Source organism: Sneathiella glossodoripedis JCM 23214, assembly GCF_000616095.1.
Taxonomy (GTDB): Bacteria; Pseudomonadota; Alphaproteobacteria; order Sneathiellales; family Sneathiellaceae; genus Sneathiella; species Sneathiella glossodoripedis.
Map to the genome: position 1 here is coordinate 1,564,280 of NZ_BAMS01000001.1, position 25,753 is coordinate 1,590,032.

Consider the following 25,753-nt stretch of genomic DNA (forward strand, 5'->3'; position numbering starts at 1 on the left):
AGTATATATCAGTGCTAACAGGGAGCATAAGATGAAAATTCTTCCAGAAATTGAAGCGATGCATGAAGAAATGACCAAATGGCGTCATACAATTCACATGCATCCAGAGACAGCATTTGAAGAATATAAAACCTCTGATTTTGTAGCTGAAAAACTGGAAAGTTTTGGACTTGAAGTGCATCGGGGCCTAGCCAAGACGGGGGTGGTTGGAACGCTGAAATCGGGCACCGGAAATCGCGCGATTGGTTTGCGGGCCGATATGGACGCGCTGGACTTACAGGAACTTAATGAATTTGAGCATCGTTCACGTATAGATGGTAAAATGCATGGCTGTGGCCATGATGGACATACAGTTATGTTGCTAGGCGCAGCGAAATATCTGTCGGAAACAAAGAATTTCGATGGCACCGTACAGTTTATCTTTCAGCCAGCAGAAGAGAATGTTGCCGGTGGCCGTGTAATGATTGCAGATGGATTGTTTGAAAAATTTCCTGTGGATAGTGTATATGGCATGCACAATATGCCGGGCTTTGAAGTTGGGGAATTTGCGGTTTGCAAGGGACCAATGATGGCGTCGGCTGATTTTTTCGAAGCACGTATTATTGGTAATGGTGGTCATGGCGCTTTCCCGCATCAGACAGTCGATCCAATTGTAATCGCTGCTGAGGTCATTAATGGCTGGCAGAAAATTGCCGCTCGCAATGTGGACCCGTTGAAGGCTGCGGTTGTAACAGTTGGCGAAATCCATGGTGGGCATACAACAAATGTAATTCCAGAAGATGTCGTAATGCGCGGAACGACTCGTGCGTTTGAACCGGAAGTACAGGATTTGATTGAGGCCAATATGCACCGTATTCTCAAAGGAATTTGTGAGGCACATGGCGCGAGTTGTGAATTCACTTATGACCGTCGGTATGCGCCAACGATCAATACATCTGATGAGACTGATGAAGCTATCGCAACGATGCAGGAACTGGTTGGTGAAGAAAAAGTCAACACTAATGTAACCCCAGTAATGGGTGCTGAGGATTTTTCCTGGATGCTACGGGAACGCCCGGGGTGTTATGTCATGATCGCTAATGGCGCTGGCGAGGGGAGTTGCCATATCCATAACCCAAACTATGACTTTAATGATCAAATTCTGCCTCTTGGCGCCACCTACTGGGCAAGACTGACTGAGCGAATACTGTCTGCAGAAGCAGCCTGAACGTAATAAAAAGCGAAAACAGGTTTTAAAACCCCGATTTGCGGCGTGACGGAGAACACATTTACGTGATTTAGCGTTTTGTAATTATCGTTTGTTGCGCCCAAATAAGGTATAAAGTGTATACGCAGTAACAAAGTACGGTAGGTGTGAATGAGTGTTCAGGTTAAATTCTGGGGTGTAAGAGGATCAATAGCGACGCTTCTGCTGACCATATGAAATATGGTGGCAACACCTCATGTGTTGAACTTGTACTCGGTGACCGAATAATCATTCTGGATGCAGGAACCGGTGTAAGGATGCTGGGAAATTGTCTGCTGAACCGAGAGATAAAAAATTATCTGTTCCTTCAGTCTCATACACATTGGGATCACATAAATGGTTTTCCATTTTTTGCACCTGTTTATTGCGAAGACGTGAATATTGAGATTCGTGCTGGACATTTAAGTACGTGTGGAGGGATTAAAAAGGTCCTCTCTTCGCAGATGTGCCAGCCAACTTTTCCTGTGCCGTTTGAGGAATTATCCGCAAATATCAATTTCCACGATTTTGTGGCCGGGGAGTGCTTTTCTTTAGGTGATGGGATCGAGGTTAAAACTGCGCCCTTGGTCCATCCGGACGGAGGAACAGGTTATCGGATTGAGTATGATGGGGTATCAGTTTGTTATGTTACGGATACCGAGCACACTCCTGGAACACTTGATCAGAATATTCTTGATCTCATCAAAGATGCAGATCTGGTTATTTATGACTGTACGTACACTGATGAAGAATATCCCAAATTTGTTGGTTGGGGCCATTCAACATGGCAGGAAGGAATTAGGCTTTGTCGGGCCGCCGGTGCTAAACGTCTCGCTATATTCCATCACGATCCGTCACATGATGATGTTTTCATGGATCAAATCGCGACAGAAGCTGCCCGTGAATGGAGTGGTGCCTTTGTTGCCCGAGAGGGGACGGGTATTGAGCTGAGCAATGAAGCTGCTCAACCTATGAGTAATTTGAAGGCGGCTGTCTGTTAGCCCATTGTTTCTGATATTCGTGGAAAATCTTCTATCATTTTAGTAATGAAACGCTTTGCCATCGTTTTTCGTTGAAAAGCGATATATGTTCTATGTTCAAATGGAAAATCCGAAATTTGAACGGATCTGAGTCTTGGATCTTTTTTTACCATCGATTGAGTTAAAAAACTGACAGCCTCAGCATGGGCTATCGCCTCAACGACAAACTCTTTGTCCCCACAATAAAATATGTGCCTATGATCATTACTTTTGAGCCAATTATTTAGATTTCCATTTGTGTATTGGTGTTCTGGCAGTAGGTATAGCTTCAAGTCCTTGAAGTCTGGAAGTATGACGCTCTCGTATTGAGAAAGTGGGTGTTCCTTGTTTATGGTCAGCGTGAATGGTTCCTGTTGCATCAACTGACAATCAATGGTTTCGTCATCCACTTTATTGCTGATAATTACCAAGTCATGCCTATAATCAATCAGTTCCCTTTCAAGTCTCTCGCTATGTCTTAAACATGTCTTTAGTTCAATTGCTGGAAATTTTTTTTTGAATACAGATGCTGATGCAAACAGCCAGGCCGCTTGATTTGCGGCCAGCCGGAAAACGCCTCTTTCGTTATTTAAGGTGGATTTGAGTAGAAATTCAGCTTCGCTCTCTATCTGAAAGTATCTGCCGGTTAGGTTGAATAAAGTATTGCCAGTTTCTGTTAATGAGATTGATTTTCCGCGTCGGTGAAACAGTAGTGTTTGTACGTGTTTTCAAGGGCTTTGACCTGTAATGTGATGGCTGGCTGTGTCATGCCCAGAGATTTAGCAGCAGTTGTAAATCCGCCAGTAACGGCTACAGCGTGAAAAGCTTTGAGCTGAGCATGGATCATTCAAAGTTCCATAAATAGTGAGATATATGAGGTGTATATGTTATAGTTAATAGTGTCTTATAGTTGCATTATTTTGTTTCGTAAATAATATTTTTCCGAATCTCCATCAGTGAACTGACTGAAAAACCTTTGGTTGCAAGCGCTTTGGATGTTAATTTAAGAAAAAACAAGGATAACAACATTTATGGTAGATTTATATTTTGTCCGTCATGGTGAGGCCAGTAGTTCCTGGGAAGCATCAACTGATCCGGGTCTTAGTGCACTGGGCCATAGGCAATCGAAATCGGTTTCCGAGGAAATAAGCGCGCTTGAACAGAGAATTAAACTGTATAGTAGTCCACTACTTCGAGCACAGGAGACTGCAGACCCACTAGTACGCAAATGGGGTGTTCCGCTAGAGATTGAACCAGCAATCGCAGAGATTCCTTCAGGTGGGATCTCCTTGGAAAATCGCAGGCAATGGCTCAGTACTTTGATGACCCAAAGTTGGTCTGAGCAACCGCAAAACCTGCTAGATTGGCGTGCAGGTATTTTGGGGGTCATGGAAAGGCAAACTAGCAGCGCGGTGTTTTTTACACATTTTATGGTTTTAAACGTAATTGTGGGTGCTTTAACGAAAACTGAAAAAATAGTCTCTTTCAGACCGGACAACTGTGCTATTACGATAGTAAGATTGACAAAAGAGGGACCAATCCTGCTGGAAAAAGGTCGAGAGGCGACAACGGTTGTTCGATAAATTATTGACTTTTAACGCTCTTTTGCCAATTGACATGACAAATATGAAATCTGGGAAGACCGGAGAAATCTGACATATGGAACAAGGTAGTAACATACATGCTTCGGATACGGATGTTTATCACGTGGAAGAGCAAATAGGTTTTGTGCTTCGCCGTGCGCATCAAAGGGCAAGTTCAATATTTCAGAGTTTTTTCTCAGATTTTCAAATCACTCCCACACAATTTTCTGCTATGTGCAAGCTGAAGGATGAAGGAGAGATTTCTCAAAATCATTTGGGTCGATTAACTGCAATGGATCCAGCTACAATTCAGGGCGTTACCCGGCGGTTGATAGAACGGGGGCTTGTGGAAACCCGTGCGGATGAGGTTGACAAACGGCGCATGCAATTGCGGCTAACCACAGAAGGAGAAGACCTGATCGATAAATTGATCGAGAAAGGGCGGGCCGTAACTAGTAAAACTCTCTCTCCTTTGAGTGATGTAGAGAGGGTGCAGCTATTAGGGCTGCTGGAAAAAATCTCGTGAACTGTTGGGGGACAGATGGCGGAGCTTGATTTATCAGGATTTACGATCCTGATTGTAGATGACAACAGTTATATGGTTCGGTTGCTTCGGCAAACACTGGCGGGTCTTGGGGTTGGCACTATAAAAACATATACCGACGCGAAGGAAGCCATTGAGTTTATGAAGTTGGTGAACGAGAACCCTGTGAAAGCAGGTGTTATGCAATTAGATTTCATCGTGTCTAACTGGCAAATGGCGCCTATTGATGGACTAATGTTCCTGCGCTGGGTGAGAACTCACAAGGAAAGCCCAAATCGATTTATACCATTTTTGATGGTGACCGGTTTTGGTGATAAAGCGAAGGTGGAGGAATCTCGGGACCTTGGGGTCAGTGAAGTATTGGCGAAACCATTTTCGGTGAATGCGGTGGCTGATAAAGTAATGCAGATTATTGGTACCCAAAGACAATTTGTGCAGACAGTGGATTATTTTGGCCCGGATCGGCGGCGGCAGAACCTACCTTTTAAGGGAGATGAAAAAAGAATTCTGACGGACAAGCACCCAGAAGTTAAAGTGATTTACGAATAGGAGCGGATTGTGAACAAGCCAAAAATTACCGTTCGGTATTATCGCATTCGTAATCGCCTGATGGAGAAGGCCGGTGGGATCGGTGCAAACGCAGCCACAAGTGTTTTCCCGCGTCATGTGCTGGAGGAAACCGAAGAATTATTTGAAGAAATGATTTCTGATTACCCTGATTGGGTTCAGGAAACATTGAATAAATTGACAGCCCTTGTTGAGGTTTGTGTTAATTTTGAAGATAAAAGAATTGTGACTTACAAGCAAATTCAGGAAATTGCCCATGAAATGAAGGGGCAGGGTGGAACATTTGGGTATCCACTTGTCTCTACTTTCGGTGACAGCTCTATGATTTTACCGGTCCAAATGCTGGCCTTACCGACAACCACGTTCAAATCATCAAAGCGCATGTTGATGCTATGAAAGCAACGATCAATGGGCGTATTCAAGGGGATGGCGGGCAGATTGGTCAGGAATTGAAAGCCATGTTGGCGGCCGCAATCAAGCAGTATACGTAGCCAAAATGCATCCCATTATTGAACGGATACTTGTTGGCTCTCCCTATAAAAATACGTTATCCAAACATGCTAAAGGTGTGGATAGGACGTTGGGAGTTGCAACGATAGCGGCCGCTGCCCTTCTGGGTCTAGGGATCAGTAGTCCATTGGCGTCATCTGAAGATCTATTTGGGCTAACTGGTTCATTTACTATACTCAGCGCGATCTTTGAACTCATGAAGCTCGGACAGGGCTCTTATGGTTTGGGTATTGCCGTCGTATTTGTTGGATTGCCCTTTTTGAATATCGCAACAGCCTTTGACTTCTGGTACAAGCATCCACTCGATAGCGATAAGTTTGACCGTTTTTACAGACGCGTGAACGCCTGCGCCCGGTTGTGGTTCGTGATTTTTATTGCTGCAGGTTTTTTTATTTACACTGTGAATAGCAGTTCGGGCGGTGGATTATATTTACCAATATATTATTTGCTCGCCAGTATCATTCTACAAAAGTTTGTTTTAACTCGGATGAGCAGAATGGCAGCTGTCGTGCAATTCATAGAAGATGATGGTGATTAGAAAAAAGCGCTGACTACCGGCTTAACTCTCGCATGGCGTCTTCCAGTCCACCGATTGTTAATGGATACATTCGATCTGTCATGAGTTGTTTGATCATCTGAACTGACGGTGTGTAATCCCAATATTTTTCGGGAACGGGGTTTAGCCATACTGCCTTACTGTAGATATCAAGAATTCTCTGCATCCAGGTTTGACCGGGCTCTTCATTCCAGTGTTCTACACTGCCGCCGGCATAGGCAATTTCGTAGGGTGACATAGTGGCATCACCAACAAATATCAATTTGTAGTCTGATCCATATGTATGCAGTACGTCCCAAGTCGCAATAAAATCAGCGTGACGGCGCTTATTGTCTTTCCACAATTTTTCATAAAGACAGTTATGGAAATAATAAAACTCAAGATGTTTGAACTCGGATCTTGCCGCGGAAAATAACTCTTCGCAGGCTTTAATATGATCATCCATTGAGCCGCCAATATCGAAGAGGATCAATACTTTTACGGTGTTGTGTCGCTCCGGCCGCATTTTGAGATCCAGATAGCCAGCATTACGGGCGGTAGAACGAATTGTATCGTCAAGATCCAGTTCTTCCGCAGCACCTTCTCGAGCAAACTGCCTTAAACGTTTCATGGCGACTTTAATATTTCGGGTTCCCAATTCAACGCTGTCGTCCAGGTTTTTGTATTCGCGCTTATCCCATACTTTTACCGCCTTGCGGTGCCGACTTTCCTTTTGCCCAATACGAACACCTTCTGGGTTGTACCCATAGGCCCCAAAAGGAGACCGGCCCGCGGTGCCAATCCATTTATTACCGCCCTGATGCCGTTTTTCCTGCTCTTTGAGACGTTCCTGCAACGTCTCCATCAATTTTTCCCATCCACCTAGGCTTCGATCTCGCTTTTTCTTCGTCTGTTAAAGAAAGTTCGGCCAATTTTCTGAGCCATTCTTCCGGTATTTCAACAGTTTGATCATCTGAGATAAATTCAATTCCATTGAAGCAGTGACCAAACACCTGATCAAACTTGTCCAGATTCTTTTCATCCTTAACCAGCGTAGTTCGCGCCAGGTAATAAAAATCATTTACGGAATACCCCGCGACCCCCTCTTTAAGAGCTTCAATCAGAGTCAGATATTCACGCAACGTTACGGGCAACTTTGCTTCGCGTAGGGTGAAGAAGAATTTGGTGAACATGGAGCAGGCCTTAACGTTGTTCGCGACGTGAAAGGAATGCTAGCCGTTCAAACAGGTGAACATCCTGTTCGTTTTTCAACAGAGCTCCATGCAACGGAGGTATGAGTTTTGACGGATCTTTTGACTTAAGGATGTCTTCCGGAAGATCTTCACTCATCAGCAATTTGAGCCAGTCCAGTAACTCGCTGGTGGATGGTTTTTTCTTCAACCCCGGTGTTTCCCGTACGCTAAAAAATACATTCAACGCATCACGCACCAATTCTGCTTTGGCATCCGGATGATGGACTTCGACAATTTTCTCCATCGTTTCCACATCGGGAAACGTAATGTAATGGAAGAAACAGCGTCTGAGGAAGGCGTCAGGCAGTTCTTTTTCGTTATTGGATGTTATAATCACCAATGGCCGCTGTTTCGCAATTATGGTTTCCTGAGTTTCATAAACAAAGAATTCCATACGATCGAGTTCCTGTAGAAGATCGTTTGGAAACTCGATATCGGCCTTGTCAATCTCATCAATGAGCAATACAGGGCTTTCATCTTGCGTAAAAGCCTCCCATAACTTGCCCGGACGAATGTAATTTTTGATGTCATGTACCTTGTCATCGCCTAGCTGCGAGTCTCTAAGGCGAGAGACGGCATCATATTCATACAAACCCTGTTGTGCCTTTGTTGTGGATTTAATGTTCCACTCGATAAATTTTTTACCAAGTGATTTCGCTACTTCCTGCGCAAGCACAGTCTTACCCGTACCCGGCTCACCTTTGATTAGCAAAGGACGCTGCAAAGTTATGGCTGCGTTTACCGCGATCATCAGATCTTCGGTGGCTACATATTGGTCAGTACCTTGGAATTTCATTCTGTAATCTCGATTTTAATGCATTCTTATTATTGCAGCTATTGGCCGCCAGTTTTCATTCTTGCTTCTAAAATATGCACTGCAGCAAGAATGATCAAGTCATTTGACAAATTGTCAAATGACTTGAAGGAAGGGGTCGGAAAATGGGGCAAATTATATAGTGAAAGCTAACTTATTAGAATTCATTGATTAGGAGAAATACTCAGCTTTTTTTGTAGTTGCTTTTTTTCCTCTAAAGCCATCCGGGATTGTCTTTTCATCAGTGCGCTGAAGATTTACCGTGCAACCTGGATTGAAATGAATACTCACATTCCGTCTGACAGGGTCGGCTTTCACTTTCACAAAATTTACTTCATTGTATTCAGGGTCGAAAATTAACTCACCATGTGATGGTAGTTTATCCTCTGCTCTTAGACCTTTTCCCCGATCCGAGCCAAAGTTATATTGATGTGAGAGTTGCATTTTGAAAGTGTTGTCACGAATAGATGCTCGTACTGTAACATCGGCGGGATTGGCCATAAAATATACGCAACCTGATCCAGCAAAACCTTTCCAATTGCCATTCAAAGGTGAAAAGTCTGTTTCTACAGGCTGAACGGTGTTCGTCATATCCTTCGACACATTGATGGCGGTATTCGACGCCCGTTTACCTTTGAAATTATCAGCAATAACTTGTTTGCCGGTTTTCCGTAGCTTTACCTCGCATTTGCCATCGAACAAGACACTCAAGCGATTGGTGGTGGTATCTGCATTTACGCTTATAACTTTTACCGTATTGTAATCTGGGTCAAAATCCAGTTTGCGAACCTCAGTAAATTTATCCATCCCGTAAAGACTTGTTCCGGGGTCGTTATTAAAAATATTTTTGTGGGTTATTGGCCAGTCTCAGGAGATTGCCTTTGACATGTGCGTTAATAGTTATGTCCACAGGCCAAGAGCCAAGATCGAAGCAACCTTCTCCTCTGTAACCTGTCCAAGTACCTTGAAATGCTTCGACATAGATAGTTTCTTCTACGGGATCTGAATTGGATAGTTTTTGATTTTGTGTGCTGTCGTCCTTCGGATCATCAGCCTCTAGTGGGTCTTTTTTAAGCAAGGTTGGGTTTAACGGGGTCAACAATACCGATATGTTTGTCGGATAATCAAATGCTGCTCCTGAAGCCGCATCTACTGCCAATCCGATGAGGCCTCCTATTAATGCATTACCAAGTGTCATGGGTTCAAAGCCTTGCGCGACAGACATTTCGCCATCGTGGTAATTTTCTTTCTCACAGGTAACCCTTAAATCTCCACCGCCTCTGTCAACATCCGCTATGCCTGGTGTGGAGTGGACGGTCCAACTGCCTTTTTCATTTTGCAAAGTGCATTTGGCTTCACGAACATCTCTTGTGTCTACATACACGTTTTGAGTAGTTCCTTTTGTAACCGAGGAACACGCTCCTAATCCAAGTAGCGCCACGCCTATAATGATTGATTTAAATATGGATAAATTACGCCGTAAAGCCAATGTTCATACCCCCTCAATTAATTCTTATTTCGCGTGTGTATCATTTTTTTATTTATTGTGTCCACCACAACCAGTTGTGGCGATTTATTTGAGTCAGAGACTTTTAAGCTTGTTTAACCGTAGGCAATTGCGTTGACAAAAAGTCATTTTGGGCAGATCGTAGGGGTAAAAGAAAGAATATATCCTTATGTCTGAGCCAGACAATTCCACGGTGATACATCGTAGAGCCTACTATATTTTTGTGATTAGCTCCGTTCTGTTTGGGTTGGGGCAATTTCATCGATTGTCAGGTGCGGTCACTATTCCGGCTATTGCAGCCGATCTTGAATTCGCAGTAGATAGCCTCGGTTTTATTGCAGCAGCCCTCTTTTTTACATCGGCTATTTTGCAAGTGCCAAACGGAATGCTGCTGGATAGATTTGGCCCCCGTCGACTTGTTCCCCTGTATGTAGGCGCGGCTGTGGGTGGTTGTCTGGTGCTGGCCTATGCAACTACATATGAAGCGGTAGTGTTGGGGCGTGTTCTATTGGGGGCCGGGTTTTCCATCACAATGATGTCGGCCTATGTTCTTTTTGCAAGATGGTTTCCGGCTGATCGTTTCGCTACAATAGCGTCTTGGTTAATGGCCGCTTCAGGTGTCGGCAGTATTCTGGCGTCTTACCCACTTTCTTTTTTCATTGATCTATTTGGATGGCGGCCGGCCTATCTTATTGTCGCGATCTTCACTTTAGTCGCGATAGTTGTGGGAATATGGGTGGTTCGCGACTTTCCGCCTGCTTATAAAGTTCATAAAGATCAACCGGCAAGCATCAAGGACAGCATAAAGGGCTATATGGGTGTCCTGAAATATCCAAGGTTTTTTTACATGCTTGCAATGGGTTTTGTCGCGTTCGGTCCTGCAACCACTATATTGGGCATGTGGGGTGGGCCATATTTGGAGAATGTGTATGGCCTTTCGGGGGTGGAGAGAGGCGAAATACTTTTTCTGATGGTTATTGCAGTTCCTTTTGGCGCCTTGTTCTTCGGCCCATTGGATCGTCGTTTCAAAAGCCGCAAAGCCATCATTATGGTGGCTGTATTTGCAGAAATCATTGTTTTCGCCATTCTCGGTCTCATACCAAACCTTCCTCTTTGGAGCGTCTGTAATTTATTTGTCATCATCGCTTTTTTGCAGCAGCATTATGTTGTGCTTGCCGCGCAATGCCGGGCTTCATTCCCTGATCATATGGTTGGACGCGCGAACTCCACTCTTAACCTTACCAGTATCATGGGGGTTGCTTTTATGCAGTCTCTCTTTGGTTGGGGGTTGTTATATTCGCCGATTGAAGGGTATCGAATATCCTTTGTTGGCATTGCATTGTTATTGTCGCTGGCATTGATTCTATATATTGGTTTTAGGGAAGGCACGCCTAAGAAGTCATAACTCGTGGGTACACCCATAAGCTGTTGTTACCTGCGGTTGAGTAACAAAAATTTTATCAGTCAATATATTAGAATTAATATAATAAGCTTGTAATTTAGCGTGTTTTGGTTAATAGTTTAGAAAATAATAATAAAAAACAAAAGCTCAGGGATGTGAACTAATTCTCTTTTTGAAAGGGAGTAAAAACGATGCCCACACGTGATGCGACAAGTACACTTAAAAGAAACAGAGCGTTTATATCTAATGCAATGACGGCTCCGATGCTCACACGTGAACGTGAATTCGAGATTGCTCGTCGTTGGCGCGAAGAAGGTGATGAAGAAGCATTACATGAATTGGTAACGGCATATGTGCGGCTTGTTGTGTCTATGGCTTCCAAATTTGGTAATTATGGTTTGCCACTCGGTGATTTGGTGCAAGAGGGGAATATAGGATTGATGCAAGCAGCATTTCGGTTCGAACCCGAGCGGGAAATTCGGTTTTCCACTTATGCGAGCTGGTGGATCAAGTCTGCGATGCAGGATTACATACTAAGAAATTGGTCTATTGTCAGATCAGGTACCAGCGCAGCTCAAAAATCCCTGTTTTTCAATTTACGCTGGTTGCGTGCGAAAATTCAGAATGAGGATGACGGGCCCGTAGCACCGGAGACGCTGGAAGAAATAGCAGACAGACTTCAGGTGGGCTTGAAAGATGTGCAGAATATGTCAAACCGCCTCTCTACCAGAGATCAATCTTTAAGCGCCCCCATCAGTGAAGATGGTGAGGATACACTGGAAGATTTTCTACCAGACCAACTTCCTGATCCTGAAGAAGTCACCATTAGAGTGTGTGATGGCGAAATCAGAGGCCGTTGGCTCAGAAACGCCATGCAGGAATTATCAGAAAGGGAACAATTGATTATTCGCGAGAGACGTTTGAGCGAAGATAAAGTAACTTTGGAAGCACTTGGCGATAGATTAGGGATCACCAAAGAGCGGGTTCGGCAAATTGAGCACAAGGCTTTTGAAAAGCTGAAAAGTTCTGTTGTGCGTATCAGCAAAGAACCCGTAGGCGACGACGAGCATTTATCTCATTGATTGGATTGGAGATCTTAAAACAGAGTACTGAACGGGTTTGTCCGGAATTGTAATTTCCGTTAGTAGGTCGCATTGTTTTCACGAACATTGCCGACTTTTTTGTGTACCGGATAGAATGTGAACCGCTCCTGCATGGAGATTGAAGGTATACTTTGTCTGTCAGTGCCAGATAACCACTCATCTATGTAATCAACTTTAACTGTGACAGGTTTGCGGCTGTGAATGGGGGCGACGTCCTCAGTTGCAGGTTCGGTAAGGATGGTGCAGCTTTCAATCTGTTCACCGTTTGGTGAAGTCCATTTTTCCCAAAGACCTGCAAAGACGAACAATGAAACGTCAGACGCTTGAAAGTAATAAGGCTGTTTTTCGCCATCTAGGTCTTTACGCCATTCGAAAAAGCCGTTTGCTGGGATTATACATCTGCGTGTAGAAAAAGCCTCCCGGAATGAGGGCTTTTGATCAACGGTTTCTGATCTTGCATTTATTAATTTTGCCGTGACAGATCCATCTTTTGCCCATTTGGGGATTAATCCCCAATGGGCCTGAAAAGCAGACAGAGCTACACCATCATCAATATTTATTCTAAGTGCCAATATGTAGTTTGTTGGGGCAATATTATAAGCCGGCGGCAGGTTAGGCCGTTCCTTGAAACCAAATATCTGACGTATGGCTTCTATCGGGCTGGTAAGGCTGAAACGTGCGCACATGATTTACAATTTCTTCCAATGGTTTAGTCCCGAATTCCAATCACAGAAAACTGAAGAACGCCTGCCAGAAATGTGATTGTGATTACAGTCCTTGTTATTCCACCGATCTTTGATTTCACAGCTACGTGAAAACCATTGAACTTATTGGAAATACCCTTAAGTCACGCGTCAAGACTGCACAAACTTTGTGTGAAATTATAAACCGCAAATTCAGGCAAATACAATGTTGGATAAACTAACTTCCACTTGGGCAATACTTCTGGTGTTAATTGGTGTTCTGTTGATCGCATCCTTCTTACCGCTAGGCTCCTCAGTTAATACGCCCGAGGCAGCACCAACAGAAAATACAACTCTCGATGCGGATGTATTGAACCAGAGCCTTTATCCGTCCGCTGCCCTGAACAACTTTACCAATTCAAGCCGCAACTAGCCTAAGTTGGCGAGTGCGGGGAACAGTTCCAAAAACCAGTATGCCAGTATTTGAAACTGGCCAGAAAAAATCAATAAACCGGTCGCTATAAGCACACTCCCTGTAATGATTTCCAAGGTTTTAAAGTGTTTGCGGAATCGGCGCATAAAAGACAGGAACGGGTTAATAGCGATAGCTGCCAGTAAAAATGGTATCCCAAGTCCAAGTGCATAAACAGCCAACAGACTGACCCCGTGTGCTAAGGAGCTGTCAGATGCAGCAAGCGCCAGAATTGTGCCTAGTATGGGGCCAATGCACGGTGTCCAGCCAAAACCAAAAGCAAGGCCAATTACATATGCGCCCAGCCAATTTTGCGGCTTATCGATAGAGTTGAATCTTGCCTCTCTGTAAAGCAGGGGGATACGGATCAGTCCAGTCATATGAATTCCAAATATGACGATTATTACTCCAGCGATTTGTGACAGAATTTCCATATGCTGTAGCAGCAGTCGGTTGATAAAGGTTGCGCCGGCTCCCAACAATATGAAGACTGTGGAAAAACCCATCACAAACAGGAGCGCCATCGCAACAACCTTGGTGTTTACAGAAGGGGTATCCTGTCTGCTTTGTTCGGCTTCCAATTGTTCAAGATTAGTGCCAGCAACAAGGCATAAATAGGCGGGTACAAGTGGTAGCACGCAGGGGCTTAGGAAGCTTGCAATTCCACCGCCAGCAGCGGCAAGATAGGTTAATTCAGATACAGCCATTATCTCACTTGTTTAAACCGAAAACGTCAGAAACAAACACATATAGCTTTAGCGTAAGACTTTCCAGTCACATAATTGTAGGATCAGAAAGGATTCGATTTTACAAAATAAAAAAGCATAGCAATTTCATGAATTCCCAGATCAGTTTTTATCGAGCCTTAGTTTGCAGCCACTTGAATGGTCCCGCTCAAATCGAGCTCAAAACATTGCAAGGCAGGGAACTTGCAGCAGGAGAAGTTCGGATATCTGTCAAAGCAGCAGCATTGAATTTTCCGGATCTCTTAATGACCTATGGCAAATATCAATTTCGACCTGAATTACCTTTTATTTTGGGGATGGAAGGAGCTGGCGTCATTTTGCAGACCGGCGAAGGCGTAACCGGCTTTCAGGTTGGTGAAGCGGTCACGTTTCGCGGTAAAACGGGTGCCATTGCCGAAGAAATTGTTGTGGGTATAGAGAATGTGAGCTCTATGGTGCCTACCTTGAGTTATGAAGAGGCTGCGGCTTTCGGTGTTACGTTCCAAACAGCTTACGTAGCGCTAGTTCCGCGTGCGAATCTAAAAGCTGGGCAAGTGGTGCTGATTCACGGGGCAGGGGGAGGCGTTGGTCAGGCTTCGGTTGCAGTGGCCAAAGCATTGGGAGGCACTGTAATCGCTACAGCCAGTACAGATGAAAAGTTGTCCATTGCGAAAACTTCTGGAGCTGATCATGTGATCAATTACCGCAAGCAGAATTTTGTGGAGGAGGTTCACAAATACACAAATGGGCGCGGTGTGGACGTTGTGCTCGATCCTGTTGGTGGCGACGCTTTGAGACAAAGTGTTTTTTGTTTGGCTTGGCAGGGGCGTATTCTAAGCGTTGGTTTCGCCAGCGGATCTTTTGGAGAGGTTGACTTACGCGAATTGCAACGCCGGGGAGGGGAACTTGTCGGTGTAAGAGCTGGCGAGTATGGACGCCGTAACCCTGCAGCAGGCCGACAGGTTCACTCAGAGCTTTTTGATCTTGCGATTAGGAAAAGCTTGAAGCCATATATTGGAAAAACATGGGAACTCCAAAACTGCCGTGACGCGTTAATCGCGATGGAACGGCGTGAAGTTGTGGGTAAGCAGGTAATAAGGATAAAATAAAAAAAGCTGGGCAACCTAATCGGTCGCCACAGCTTTCTTTTTATTGATGCTGTCTATGTCTAAATTGACTTAGGCAACGTCAGCAAGAGATTCATCTTCGCCCAGGAAAATATCATAGAGTACTTCCAGAACGTCAATTACACTCTCATCATCCAATGAGTAGTAAATTGTCTGCGCTTCGCGGCGTGTTTTTACAATTTCTTCCTTGCGAAGGCGAGCGAGATGCTGGGACAGCGCCGACTGGCTCAGGCCAACAATTCTTTCCAATTCACCAACTGATTTTTCTGAGTCAACTAGATTGCAAAGAATGAGCAACCGATGTTTGTTTGACATAGCTTTCAGGAAGCGACTTGCTTCCAGTGCCTTGCCCTGTAGTGCTGTAATATCCATAAACTTAACCAATTACTGAAATGTGAAACAAATTCAAGATAGCTGATATAACAAAAGCCTGTATTGATGCAAGCAAAACAATCACAAAATATTAAAAAAGATCATATATGCCTTATGAATCACATATTTGCCACAATATTAGCCAAAAATTTTCCATTAATATTAATTAAAATTTATATATATGAAAAATTAACTGAGGCCATATAATTAATACTAAAGTTATGTGTTTGGCGATCCACTTAAAATGTGTGACCAATTTTTAAATTTGGACTGGTATTGAACCTGAAGGCAAAGACTACATACACCTACCCTGATTGATAAATTTGCTGAGTAAAGCGGAGGACAGAATACTATAAATGCTGATTTTCCGCAAAACTGCCCGCATGTTATGCGATCTGCATCCAAAGCTGTCAATGATTCTCATGGAAAGTATGATCAATATCACAATTCATTAATAAAACGACCTATTCGTTAACTTTTGCAGAAGTGCTGTATATCTGTATTTTCTGAAAATATTTTATTAAGTGATTTTTCGTAAATAATTGTTTTTATTGGTGTTTAATTTTGTTTTTGCCCAAATTTAGCAATTTAGGGTTGTTTTGTTATGTTATGAAATTCACGCGAATGACTGCAAAATGGTTAACAAAACCGTTAAAAAAGTGCATTACCATCCCACATGTGGGTGATGAACCGGGTCAAACTGATCTGGTAGTATAGGTGAAACTGACTTCTTTAGGTTTTCATTTTAAGGAGCGAACACAGCATTTTTGCTGCAGCGCCCGTAATTAATGAGAAAATAGGTATGTTTATCAGAATTGCTTCAATATTCGCTGGCCAGAGGGCAGCTGTTGTTTTAGGTGCGATTGCCGTAACAGTTGCCATGGGCATTAGCATATCCCTTCTATTTAGTGTTGGTTCACGCCATTCCGAATGGCACGAAGCCTTCTTAACTTCACGTTATCAGGTATCAAGCATTCATGAGCTTGAAACCAAAATCGCCAGTTTGGGCGCCATTTCACCTCAAGGCCAGGCTATTTTGAAAAATCTTGATATGCCTGATCACGGTCGGACGGAAGCCACCTTGGCATCTGTTGACTTATTTGAGAGAGTATTCACGCGACAGGAGCTTTGTCTTGCTCAAGCGGTTTATTTTGAAGCCCGGGGCGAGCCGTTGATAGGACAGGTTGCGATTGCAGAGGTCGTACTTAATCGCGTTGTCAGCTCTCGGTATCCCGACACTGCCTGCGAGGTTGTTTTCCAGAACCAGCATCTCAAAAACAGATGCCAATTTTCATTTGCTTGTGACGGTAAATCCGATCGCCCAAAAGACATTCGTGCGTGGGAACAGTCTTTGAAGGTCGTTGCGTTGGTAATGGCAGGGGAACGCAGCGGGGTTGCCCGAAGCGCCACACACTATCATGCATCTTATGTTGCACCGCGCTGGCGGACAGCGCTTGACAAGGTTGGTGAAGTCGGTCGTCACATTTTTTACCGCAGAGGCGTCATCTAATTCGTTACTTCTAGAATCAGGTGGTGGACAAAGTGCCCGCTGGTTTCCTGCGGGCATTATATATTGTGTGGAGTACGAGTGTTAAAAGCACCAGTGTTCCCCCAATTAATGTCTCGTTTGACGGTACTTCCCCAATAACAAGCCATACCCAAACGGGTCCAAGGAATGTTTCCAGTAACATCAAGAGACTTACTTCGGCGGCGGGAATGAATCGCGGTCCGACTGTTATCAAGCCAAACGCAAGTGGCAGTACAAAGACACCAAGTAACACAAGATACAGAAAATCTGACTGAGATACCTGCAGTGAATCTGATAGCAACAAGCCTATTGCTGCAATCATAAGCCCACTAATTCCCAGTGTGGGGACCATATCCATATGCTTGGCAACGCGGACGGTTGTTATATGAGCCGCTATTGAAACAGCGGCGCCGACTGCGAAAATATCTCCCCACAAGTGCTCGCTGTTCAAGCTTCCTTTAAAGATGAACGCGATCCCTCCACTACTCACAAATATTGCAATCCAGGTAGAGAGGCTGACTTTTTCCTTTAAAAAAATGAGTGAAATTACAGCCGACACCAACGGTGCCATGGCGATTATAACAAGGGTATTCGCGACACTTGTGCCATGAAGGGCCAAGACGAAACACACGGTGCTCAATGTAAAAAAGAAAGCCGCCTGGAGGCCACGTAAGCCTGTACCGATGGTCTTTGCAATGACCTGACGCCCATGCAGGATTGCATAAAAGCCGAAGATACCTGTTGCGAAAAACACACCGCGCCAGAACAGAAGCGTCCAGGTATCAGCGTGAATTAGACGTACCAATAATCCGTCGGGTGTTAGGACAAGTACACCTAAAGCTGTGAGAAGTGTGCCTTGAATATGTCGGGAGGATATGGCCATTGATTACCTTTAAAGATGGACTTCAAACAATCTAGGCCATATCGCAGTTTAGCAGGCAGAGCAAGCCGTCTGAAACGAAAATCTATTTTATGGGTAGATAGATTTCGGTTAGGAGTTCAGCGGCTGGGGTGTCGCTGGGGCTATTGAGGTAAATTTCTATGCAAGGTGCATCCGCGGCTTCCTCGCCGGACGAGACAAGCCACTTTCCGTATAGCCAGTCATAGGCTTTTTGCATCTCCGCATAAGGTCCTTGATGCCTTAAAATAGCGTACCTTCCGCCACGAACCGTGCTTTTTTGCAAGGGTGGTTCAGCCGAAAATCCGTCTTCAACTGTTATCGCAACAAAAGACCTTAGATCTTTTTCTGGTACGGAGTTTGGATCATCAAAATATAGTGCCAGTAGTTGTTTATTGGTCCAGTCGAGCTCTGTATCGCCAATGGCACCAAACATTTTGTCAAATGTAGCGCCTATATCCATGTAGCTGCCAGAATGGTTCATGCCAGCTATTTCCGTTTGGGGAAAATTTTCAATTCTAATCTGATACATAAGTGTTTCCTCCTCATTGGGGTTCAGTGAGTACCGCTGATGGGAGCCGTTTTTACGATATTCTGCAGGGGGAAGACCGTAAGCCTGCTTGAACAAGCGGGTAAAGGACTGGACATTTGTATAGCCCGCCCGAATGCCGATGTCGCGAACGGGTGCGTCTGACCCAGACAATTCCTTGGCAGCGCGAGCCAACCGCAGACGTCGGACCGTGGCAGTAATCGTTTCACCACAGACGGACTTATAAATACGGTGCCAGTGATAGGGTGACATACAGGCCACCTCTGCCAAATGCATCAGATCAATATCGTTATCAAGATGCTCGTAAATATAGGTAGTAACGCGTTGCAGGCGTTCTTCATAGCTGGCGTATTTATAGTTCGTCATGTCATTTTAGTCACCGTCAGGAATACTGGTCACTTTAAAGCACAACTGAATTTGACAAATCTTGCTAAATTGGAAAAAATGTAACTTTATTCGCTGTATGGTAATTCCGCTATACCTTCTAAAATAGGGCAATCTGGTCGCTCATCACCATGGCAATTTTCAGCTAACTTACCTAGCATATCTCGCATGGATTGAAGTTGGCTTATTTTTTTCTCAATGGCTTGTATTTTGCGAAGTGCCATTTCCTTTACTTCGCCGCTGGAGCGGTTTGTATCTCTATAGAGCGATAGCAGGGTTTTACACTCTTCGATAGAGAAACCAAGCTGTCTGGCATGGCCAATAAACCTGAGGCAATGGATATCATCCATATTATAGCGGCGATATCCGTTTTCTGACCTGTCAGGTACCAGCAGATCAATATCTTCGTAATATCGAATGGTTTTCGGGGGTAACCCTGATTTGGCGGAGGCGGCACCGATATTCATGTTTTTTCCTCAAGTGCGAATTATTGATCAAGCTTTAGTCTGCGGAGACGCAAAGCATTTGCGATGACGCTAACAGATGAGAGACTCATGGCTGTTGCTGCAATCATGGGCGACAATAGTGTTTCTGTGAACGGGTACAAAATTCCTGCCGCAACAGGAACACATATGCCGTTATATCCAAAGGCAAACACTAGATTTTGTTTAATATTTGCCATTGTGGCTCTGGACAAATTGATTGCGCGGTCCAGTGCACTCAGGTCACCTTTAAGCAGGGTAATGCCAGCGCTGTTAAGGCTAACGTCAGAGCCAGTCCCCATCGCGATCCCGATATCTGCTTGTGCGAGTGCGGGGGCATCATTTACACCGTCGCCAGCCATGGCAACTATTTTGCCGCGAGATTGCCAGGATTTAACTAGTTCATACTTATTCGCAGGCAATAAATTTGCATGCCAATCCCTGATGTTCAATTGGTCAGCGACCAATTTTGCTGTTCCCTCGTTGTCACCGGTGGCCATTACCAGTGTTATGTTTTTTTCCTGAAGAGATTGGATCAGCTTGGCTGCGTTCGCTTTGATTTTATCTGATATAAAGAATAGGGCGCATATTTCTTTGTTTTTAGCCAAATAGAGTACAGTGTGCCCCTCCTCGATTGCAGCATCGACGCTTTCGACCGTTGCTTGGAGGTCAATGTTTTTTTCTTCCATCAGTCGGTGGTTACCAAGCCATAATTGCTCATCCTTATACATGCCAGTGACGCCATGCCCGGTAACGCTGTCAAAGTCAGTTATTTCTGAAGGTGTATATCCTGCAGCAGTCGTTTTTTCGATTATGGCGCTTGCAAGGGGATGCTCGGAGCTCATTTCCAGTCCCGCAGCGAGACTAAGCGCGCTTTCTTCGCTCATGTTGTTGAACACCTGTATTTTGTTCAAAACAGGTTTTCCTTCAGTAAGGGTTCCTGTCTTGTCCATGATCACTACCTCAGCCTTCGATAGCTGTTCGAGTGCAGTGGCATCCTGAACCAAAACACCAGCAAGGGCTCCGCGACCTGTAGCAGTCATGATTGACATGGGTGTCGCAAGGCCTAGCGCACATGGACATGCAATAATTAATACTGACACTGTCGAAAGCAGCGCAAAAACGAACTGGGGAGCAGGGCCGAAAATGCTCCACGCGATGAACGCGAGTATCGCACATAAAATTACGGCAGGTACGAAATAGGAGCGATTTTGTCCGCCAACCCCTGAATCGGAGCGCGGGATCTTTGTGCATTGGCAACCAGCTCAATAATTTGTGAGAGCATGGTATCCGCGCCGACTTTCTGAGCTTCCATGATCAAGGAGCCTGATTTGTTGACTGTACCTGCTATAAGGCGATCACGCGGTCCCTTGTCGACAGGCATAGCTTCGCCGGAAAGCATACTTTCGTCTATAGCGGATTTCCCTTCAATAACGATGCCGTCAACTGGAATACTTTCACCTGGACGAACGCGGAGTTTGTCGTTGGGAAGGATGTTTGCTAACGGGACTTCTCGCTCTTTTCCGTTGGCGTTAATGCGCCGGGCCATTTTAGGGGAAAGGTCTATTAATGAACGGATAGCGGCACCTGTTTTCTCGCGAGCCTTTAGCTCAAGAATTTGGCCAAGAAATACTAACGAAACGATGACTACTGCAGACTCGAAGTAAACGGGTACGGCGCCTGACGCAGTTCTGAATTGAACTGGGAATATGTCTGGTAAGAGCGTCGCGATAACGCTGTAGATGTAAGCCGTGCCGACGCCAATGGCAATCAATGTCCACATATTGGGACTCTTGTTTACGATTGAACCCCAGCCACGCTTAAAGAAAGGAAGTGCGGCCCAAAGTACCACAGGCGTCGCACAGATAAGTTCTAGTGATTTTAAGACTTGGGCGGGAAGCCATGCTGATAGATTGATACCAATCATTGGAGCCATTGCGATAAAAACTACTGGTACGCTCAACAAGCCCGAAATCCAAAACCGTTTTGTGAAATCAACAAGTTCAGGGTTTGGTTCGTCATCTGGTATTCCCATTGGCTCAAGTGCCATGCCGCACAATGGGCAATCAGCTGGGTGATCTTCAATGATTTCCGGGTGCATTGGGCACGTGTATTGGGCTGCTTTGGGGGCAGTTTCCGCTCTGCGTTTGTGGCCGCCAGTTAAATAAAACTCGGGATCAGTTTCAAATTTGTTGGCGCATCCCTGAGAGCAGAAATGAAAATTCTTGTCGTCATGTTCGACAGATGGCTTGCCTGCATTCAGTTTAACAGACATACCACAAACGGGATCAGTTGTGACTTCGGGTGACTTGCTGCTTTGTGTATCGCCGAGGCTCATGATTTTATCTCATCTAGTAACAAATTCATTAGAGAGATAATCTTTCCAGCTACTGGAAGGTCAAGAGGAATTTCAATAAATTCTTTTTAGGGCTAAATGAAGTTGTTGAGCTAGTTCTGAAGTGCGAAACGGTTTGTTTAGCAACGGCCTGTCGGTATCCCAAATCTGTCCGTTGGTGTCGTTTACAGTAACTTCCGCTGGGTAACCTGACATGAAGATTATGGGAATGTCCTGAAACATATCTGAGTATTTTTCAAAAAACTCTGGGCCAGTTTGTCCGCCTGGCAAAATTACATCCGAAAGAATAGCATCAATTTTCTCTCCAGATTGCGCCACATTTAACACTTCCGTTGGGTTTTGTAGCGAAATAGTTTTGTAATTTAACGCGTGTAATAAATTGTCAGCTAGCTCAAGAACGCCTAGATCATCTTCTAGTATGAGTACCGTTTCTCCGTTGCCCAGGTATGAAGGGTTTAGATCTTCCTCCGAAGGGTTTGTGACAGGAGCGAGTTCACTTCGCGGAAAATACATTTTTACTGTTGTTCCCTTGCCAAGCGTGCTTTCAATATCTACTGCTCCACCGGATTGTTGTACAAACCCATAGACCATGGAAAGCCCCAGTCCAGAACCTTTGCCAACTTCTTTCGTTGTGAAAAAGGGTTCAAACGCATGTGCTTTGACTTCACCGCTCATTCCCACACCATTGTCGGAAACCATCAGGCATATATAGTCACCTGCGGACATTTGGCCTGATTTTATTAAGGGATCATTAGTAAGTGTCTCGTTATGTGCCTCGATAACAAGTGTCCCTCCGTTTGGCATAGCATGCCTAGCGTTGACTGCCAGATTCAGTAATGCGTTTTCAAGTTGCCCGGGATCAACCAGAGCCGGCCATAAATTTGCATCTGTTTGCAGTTTTATATTGATTGTTTCTCCTAATGATCTATCTAGCAATTCGGTCATACTGTTAACATGATCAGTAATGTCGGTAGCTTCAGGTCTTAAAGCCTGCTTTCGAGAAAAGGCCAATAGTCTGCTCGTAAGCTCGCTACCACGTTGACTGGAACGTAATATTGGTTTTACAAGTTTTTTGTCTCGATCATCAACATAATCCAAAAGTAATTCTGCGTTTCCCTGAATTATGGCTAGCAGATTATTGAAGTCGTGGGCGATGCCACCTGTTAGCTGTCCGATGACTTCCATTTTTTGTGCCTGAATTAACTTTTCTTCCAGCGCTTTTCTTTCCTGAACCTCTTGTTTGAGCAACCTATTTGCTCGCTTCAAATCTGTGGTGCGTTCTTCAACCCTGTCTTCAAGGTGGCGTGCCAGATTTTTGAGTGCTCGCCGTTCGTTCCAGATTATAATTGCAACCAAAAGGCTTGTAAGTAGCATGAGACTTATCAGAATCATGGTCCAATAATTAACGGTTGCGAATTGCTCATAAAGTTGAGCTGTTAGGTCTGTAGCGTAGTAAGTTGCTGAAGTTGATATTTTCTGTAATCTAGGGACGAGTTCCTGATACCGGTCCGCTAATTTTCTGGCTTTGGATGTATCACCTTTCTCGAGAAGAATTATGTCTTCTTCCGTGTCTCGTAAGGTCTGCCGTAGTATTGATAGAGTTTCACTTGCCCCTTCAAGACGTTCAAATACCCGTCCCATTGCTCCAGATGAGTTTGTGATTTCACGGCTCCAGAGAACATCAAACCGGTTTAGGAGTTGTTGTTTTGAGATTTCGCTGTCAGGGCGCTGGAACTCAACCAGACCATAAATTAACTGATGAAGCTCGTAATTTGTCTGTGATGCCAACCCGATCAAAGTGTCGCGTGGAGTGTTATCGACGCGCCTGGATTCTTCCAAAACACTATTCATCAACCAAAGCGCTGATCCGGCTAAAAGCAGAATCGCAATACTGAGAGCTGTATAAAGTTTTTTGGTCGTCAAGCGCATGGGGAAGGGGGTATCTGTTTACTCGACTATTAATCTGTTGAGCTGCCAAATCGATCGCGAGTGATGCACCTCTGTTTTTAACTCCGGATTTTGATTCCAAGGGTAAATGATCCAGAGCGGCCCCTTATCCCGGATACTCATTAGCTTCCCATCACGCATGAAAGCTATAATGACATCATAGCGCCTCAGGTCATCTATCGGAATGGTGACGCTATAGTCGTTAATGGCAAATGCTTTGAGTTGTGAGCCAGTTGCTTGTAAAGTATCAAGTAAATCACGAATTAAGACACCTTCAAAACGGATATTTCCATCTGTCCAAGGCGTACTGGTAACGATCGTCTTTTTATTAAATTGCTGAAGAAGAGGTAGGTCGAGTTCAACTTTGGTGTTGTTGGTATTGAACTGTGAAATTTTACCTGTGATGGAAAGAATTACTTGTTCGCGAGGAGCTTCGAGTGCATTGGCTGTCCCAAAATTAATTAAAGTAACGGCGAGATAAACCAACGATATAGCAAATGACCACTTGTACTTCATGATACTCACTCCCAACTACATGCTCCCCAGAATAAATCCCAATCTTAAAGCAAAAGTTAATAGAGTATCAGGGGTAAGTAATAAAGGAGTTTTGTATAACGCTACGTCAAGTTCCTTTTGGAAAATAAAAAAAGCCCCGTGTTGAAACGAGGCTTTTTTGAATTCTGGTGCCGCCACCAGGAGTCGAACCCGGGACCTGATGATTACAAATCAACTGCTCTACCAACTGAGCTATAGCGGCGTTGTGGGGCGCAAAATAGGGGCGAGTTTTCAATTGAGCAAGTAAAAAATTCGCATTTTTTTATTTTTTTTCAAAAAGCTTTAAAATGTCAGCCTTTAGCCGCCGTTTTCGCAATCTCGTAAAAGGCAATTGCTGCTGCGTTTGATACATTCAGGCTTTCAATTTTGGAACTGATGGGTAGCTTGCCAAGTAAATCACATTTTTCTTCGGTCAGTCGTCTAAGGCCTTTGCCTTCCGATCCCAAAACAAGCGCGATCCGATTGGCTCCAGTGATTGCTGTCTCAAGTTCCTGATCCGCTCTACCATCCATTCCGATTCGCCAAAACCCCATTTCAGCGAGCTTATCGAGCGCGCGTGCCAGATTATTAACCCGAATGAGAGGTACGCTTTCAATTGCACCTGATGCGGAACGAGCGAGGACGCCGGTAATTGAGGGAGAGCGCCTGTCTGGTAGAACTATCGCCCCAATACCAAACGCTGCAGCAGAACGCGTGATCGCCCCAACATTGTGCGGATCGGTGACCTGATCCAATACTGCGATCGCTTGGTGGGTTTTGCCTTCAAATAAATTGGGAATATCTTCTAGGCTGTAATCGGGCAGGGGAGTAGCTTTAAGAGCAATCCCTTGATGAATTGCCCCTTCAGGCAGCATATCATTCAATTCATCTGTGGAAACATATTCTAGGTTTGGTGTTGACGATACTGCTTTCAAGTCCTCTGCGGATAGCTGGGTTTCTTTTGATTTGGTAATCAATAGACGCTTTATTTTCCGGTTTGGATTTGTAAGGGCAGCCAATACTGCGTGGTCGCCATACAGCCAGCCGTCACCTGGCGCTGACTGCAGTGTATTTCGGGGAGTTCTCTGTCGGCGTTCGCCTGATTTGCGAGCGCTTGAGAAAAAATTTGATTTTTGGCCTTTTGGCGTCTTGCGTGTTGTCATAGCCTCGCTTATATTGCGCAACGCTTCGGACAACAAGGGGCCATTTCTGGTGGTCTTTGAAAAAAATGAATTTTTTAATTTTTTTCGGTTGACTTTGTTGTCGAAATTTCGATAGTGCCGCAACACCTTGCGGTGAATATCGGAAGGTAAATGTGGCGTCGGAGGGATGCCTGAGCGGTTAAAAGGGACGGACTGTAAATCCGTTGGCATTGCCTACGTTGGTTCAAATCCAACTCCCTCCACCACGCACCTGCAGTTTCTGTGGTGTGACGTTGGTTGCGACTTAAATATGCGGGTGTAGCTCAATGGTAGAGCAGAAGCCTTCCAAGCTTACGACGAGGGTTCGATTCCCTTCACCCGCTCCAAAGTGTTGATCGACACTCAAAATATGGATCATGAGATTTGTAGACGCTGAAGGGCTGCTTTCAGTGTCTTTGGGCTGTGTGAATTGATAAGTTCAGGACGACAGG

At 44.6% G+C, this 25,753-nt stretch carries 28 protein-coding genes, 3 tRNA genes and 1 pseudogene; 14 read left to right on the forward strand and 18 right to left on the reverse strand.

Translation table 11 applies throughout. The features are described from left to right. The first annotated feature begins 31 nt into the window (after positions 1–31). Positions 32–1,207, forward strand: a complete 1,176-nt coding sequence (locus JCM23214_RS07775) for a M20 aminoacylase family protein (RefSeq protein ID WP_025898467.1) — start codon at positions 32–34, stop codon at positions 1,205–1,207. 212 nt (positions 1,208–1,419) lie between these two features. Continuing rightward, a complete protein-coding gene (locus JCM23214_RS19660; protein WP_199899391.1) occupies positions 1,420–2,226 on the forward strand; it encodes an MBL fold metallo-hydrolase in 807 nt (268 codons plus the stop codon). On the opposite strand, the gene JCM23214_RS23085 is transcribed toward JCM23214_RS19660, so the two are convergent. Further along, entirely contained in the window at positions 2,223–2,954 is a 732-nt protein-coding gene (locus JCM23214_RS23085; RefSeq protein WP_084264635.1) for a substrate-binding domain-containing protein, read from the reverse strand. The genes JCM23214_RS19660 and JCM23214_RS23085 overlap by 4 nt on opposite strands. Beyond that, positions 2,921–3,091 carry a LysR family transcriptional regulator gene (locus tag JCM23214_RS23090; protein WP_084264637.1) on the reverse strand — a complete coding sequence of 57 codons (171 nt, stop codon included), beginning with the start codon at positions 3,089–3,091 and terminating at the stop codon, positions 2,921–2,923. Before JCM23214_RS23090 ends, JCM23214_RS23085 begins: the two co-directional genes overlap by 34 nt. Before the next feature lie 184 nt (positions 3,092–3,275). Here JCM23214_RS23090 and JCM23214_RS07800 point away from each other — a divergent pair, with 184 nt between their 5' ends. The 5 genes from JCM23214_RS07800 to JCM23214_RS07825 all read left to right on the forward strand — a co-directional run bounded on the left by JCM23214_RS07800 (position 3,276) and on the right by JCM23214_RS07825 (position 5,986). Beyond that, complete coding sequence (locus JCM23214_RS07800; RefSeq protein ID WP_025898469.1) at positions 3,276–3,827, forward strand: histidine phosphatase family protein; 552 nt, start codon at positions 3,276–3,278, stop codon at positions 3,825–3,827. A 76-nt stretch (positions 3,828–3,903) separates the two neighbouring features. Continuing rightward, complete coding sequence (locus tag JCM23214_RS07805; protein ID WP_025898470.1) at positions 3,904–4,353, forward strand: MarR family winged helix-turn-helix transcriptional regulator; 450 nt, start codon at positions 3,904–3,906, stop codon at positions 4,351–4,353. Positions 4,354–4,368: 15 nt separating this feature from the next. Further along, the gene (locus JCM23214_RS07810; protein WP_025898471.1) at positions 4,369–4,920 is read left to right on the forward strand and encodes a response regulator; all 552 of its coding nucleotides are present in this window, start codon (positions 4,369–4,371) and stop codon (positions 4,918–4,920) included. Positions 4,921–4,929: 9 nt separating this feature from the next. Beyond that, the gene (locus tag JCM23214_RS07815; RefSeq protein ID WP_025898472.1) at positions 4,930–5,334 is read left to right on the forward strand and encodes a hypothetical protein; all 405 of its coding nucleotides are present in this window, start codon (positions 4,930–4,932) and stop codon (positions 5,332–5,334) included. A 100-nt stretch (positions 5,335–5,434) separates the two neighbouring features. After that, entirely contained in the window at positions 5,435–5,986 is a 552-nt protein-coding gene (locus JCM23214_RS07825; RefSeq protein WP_025898473.1) for a hypothetical protein, read from the forward strand. Between the two features lie 13 nt (positions 5,987–5,999). Here JCM23214_RS07825 and JCM23214_RS19665 read toward each other — a convergent pair. From JCM23214_RS19665 to JCM23214_RS22280, 4 genes and pseudogenes are all read right to left on the reverse strand, one after another. Continuing rightward, positions 6,000–7,176, reverse strand: a pseudogene (locus tag JCM23214_RS19665) (vWA domain-containing protein). Positions 7,177–7,186: 10 nt separating this feature from the next. Beyond that, entirely contained in the window at positions 7,187–8,032 is an 846-nt protein-coding gene (locus JCM23214_RS07835) for an AAA family ATPase (RefSeq protein ID WP_025898474.1), read from the reverse strand. A 189-nt stretch (positions 8,033–8,221) separates the two neighbouring features. Next, positions 8,222–8,857: a hypothetical protein gene (locus tag JCM23214_RS07840; protein ID WP_025898475.1), complete on the reverse strand. Its 636-nt coding sequence runs from the start codon at positions 8,855–8,857 to the stop codon at positions 8,222–8,224. A gap of 28 nt (positions 8,858–8,885) precedes the next feature. Then, a complete protein-coding gene (locus JCM23214_RS22280; RefSeq protein ID WP_051548066.1) occupies positions 8,886–9,434 on the reverse strand; it encodes a hypothetical protein in 549 nt (182 codons plus the stop codon). A 292-nt stretch (positions 9,435–9,726) separates the two neighbouring features. On the opposite strand from JCM23214_RS22280, the gene JCM23214_RS07850 reads away from it, so the two are divergent. Continuing rightward, positions 9,727–10,962, forward strand: coding sequence for an MFS transporter (locus JCM23214_RS07850; RefSeq protein ID WP_025898477.1), 1,236 nt, complete (start codon positions 9,727–9,729; stop codon positions 10,960–10,962). A 188-nt stretch (positions 10,963–11,150) separates the two neighbouring features. Further along, complete coding sequence (locus tag JCM23214_RS07855; RefSeq protein ID WP_025898478.1) at positions 11,151–12,041, forward strand: RNA polymerase factor sigma-32; 891 nt, start codon at positions 11,151–11,153, stop codon at positions 12,039–12,041. Positions 12,042–12,100: 59 nt separating this feature from the next. Here the strand turns inward: JCM23214_RS07855 and JCM23214_RS07860 are convergent, their stop codons facing one another. Continuing rightward, positions 12,101–12,748: an SOS response-associated peptidase gene (locus JCM23214_RS07860; RefSeq protein ID WP_025898479.1), complete on the reverse strand. Its 648-nt coding sequence runs from the start codon at positions 12,746–12,748 to the stop codon at positions 12,101–12,103. Between the two features lie 223 nt (positions 12,749–12,971). Between JCM23214_RS07860 and JCM23214_RS07865 the strand changes: the two genes are divergently transcribed. Then, a complete protein-coding gene (locus tag JCM23214_RS07865) occupies positions 12,972–13,178 on the forward strand; it encodes a hypothetical protein (RefSeq protein ID WP_025898480.1) in 207 nt (68 codons plus the stop codon). Here the strand turns inward: JCM23214_RS07865 and JCM23214_RS07870 are convergent. Next, positions 13,175–13,924: a cytochrome c biogenesis CcdA family protein gene (locus JCM23214_RS07870; RefSeq protein ID WP_025898481.1), complete on the reverse strand. Its 750-nt coding sequence runs from the start codon at positions 13,922–13,924 to the stop codon at positions 13,175–13,177. The genes JCM23214_RS07865 and JCM23214_RS07870 overlap by 4 nt on opposite strands. A 128-nt stretch (positions 13,925–14,052) precedes the next feature. Between JCM23214_RS07870 and JCM23214_RS07875 the strand changes: the two genes are divergently transcribed. Continuing rightward, the gene (locus tag JCM23214_RS07875) at positions 14,053–15,051 is read left to right on the forward strand and encodes an NADPH:quinone oxidoreductase family protein (protein ID WP_025898482.1); all 999 of its coding nucleotides are present in this window, start codon (positions 14,053–14,055) and stop codon (positions 15,049–15,051) included. Positions 15,052–15,120: 69 nt separating this feature from the next. On the opposite strand, the gene JCM23214_RS07880 is transcribed toward JCM23214_RS07875, so the two are convergent. Beyond that, positions 15,121–15,441 (reverse strand): ArsR/SmtB family transcription factor, encoded by a 321-nt coding sequence (locus tag JCM23214_RS07880; RefSeq protein ID WP_025898483.1) that lies wholly within the window; start codon positions 15,439–15,441, stop codon positions 15,121–15,123. An 802-nt stretch (positions 15,442–16,243) separates the two neighbouring features. On the opposite strand from JCM23214_RS07880, the gene JCM23214_RS22285 reads away from it, so the two are divergent. Beyond that, entirely contained in the window at positions 16,244–16,951 is a 708-nt protein-coding gene (locus JCM23214_RS22285; RefSeq protein WP_025898484.1) for a cell wall hydrolase, read from the forward strand. Between the two features lie 16 nt (positions 16,952–16,967). On the opposite strand, the gene JCM23214_RS07900 is transcribed toward JCM23214_RS22285, so the two are convergent. The 9 genes from JCM23214_RS07900 to rlmB all read right to left on the reverse strand — a co-directional run bounded on the left by JCM23214_RS07900 (position 16,968) and on the right by rlmB (position 25,283). Beyond that, positions 16,968–17,852 carry a DMT family transporter gene (locus JCM23214_RS07900; RefSeq protein WP_025898485.1) on the reverse strand — a complete coding sequence of 295 codons (885 nt, stop codon included), beginning with the start codon at positions 17,850–17,852 and terminating at the stop codon, positions 16,968–16,970. Positions 17,853–17,934: 82 nt separating this feature from the next. Beyond that, entirely contained in the window at positions 17,935–18,783 is an 849-nt protein-coding gene (locus JCM23214_RS07905) for an AraC family transcriptional regulator (RefSeq protein ID WP_025898486.1), read from the reverse strand. Positions 18,784–18,869: 86 nt separating this feature from the next. Beyond that, positions 18,870–19,268, reverse strand: a complete 399-nt coding sequence (gene cueR, locus JCM23214_RS07910) for a Cu(I)-responsive transcriptional regulator (protein ID WP_025898487.1) — start codon at positions 19,266–19,268, stop codon at positions 18,870–18,872. A gap of 20 nt (positions 19,269–19,288) precedes the next feature. Beyond that, positions 19,289–20,527, reverse strand: coding sequence for a heavy metal translocating P-type ATPase (locus JCM23214_RS26985; RefSeq protein WP_369405892.1), 1,239 nt, complete (start codon positions 20,525–20,527; stop codon positions 19,289–19,291). Then, complete coding sequence (locus tag JCM23214_RS26990) at positions 20,467–21,621, reverse strand: P-type ATPase actuator domain-containing protein (RefSeq protein ID WP_369405876.1); 1,155 nt, start codon at positions 21,619–21,621, stop codon at positions 20,467–20,469. Before JCM23214_RS26990 ends, JCM23214_RS26985 begins: the two co-directional genes overlap by 61 nt. 72 nt (positions 21,622–21,693) lie before the next feature. After that, positions 21,694–23,490 (reverse strand): ATP-binding protein, encoded by a 1,797-nt coding sequence (locus JCM23214_RS19685; RefSeq protein WP_159104317.1) that lies wholly within the window; start codon positions 23,488–23,490, stop codon positions 21,694–21,696. Positions 23,491–23,586: 96 nt separating this feature from the next. Further along, positions 23,587–24,102, reverse strand: a complete 516-nt coding sequence (locus tag JCM23214_RS07925) for a putative pterin-binding protein (protein ID WP_037493124.1) — start codon at positions 24,100–24,102, stop codon at positions 23,587–23,589. A 165-nt stretch (positions 24,103–24,267) separates the two neighbouring features. Then, a tRNA-Thr gene (locus JCM23214_RS07935) sits at positions 24,268–24,343 on the reverse strand. A gap of 88 nt (positions 24,344–24,431) precedes the next feature. Continuing rightward, positions 24,432–25,283: a 23S rRNA (guanosine(2251)-2'-O)-methyltransferase RlmB gene (gene rlmB, locus JCM23214_RS19690; protein WP_084264668.1), complete on the reverse strand. Its 852-nt coding sequence runs from the start codon at positions 25,281–25,283 to the stop codon at positions 24,432–24,434. A gap of 160 nt (positions 25,284–25,443) precedes the next feature. Here rlmB and JCM23214_RS07945 point away from each other — a divergent pair. Both JCM23214_RS07945 and JCM23214_RS07950 read left to right on the forward strand, forming a co-directional pair. Further along, positions 25,444–25,528 (forward strand) — tRNA-Tyr (locus JCM23214_RS07945). A 46-nt stretch (positions 25,529–25,574) separates the two neighbouring features. After that, positions 25,575–25,648: transfer RNA gene (locus JCM23214_RS07950), tRNA-Gly, on the forward strand. Positions 25,649–25,753: the final 105 nt, after the last annotated feature.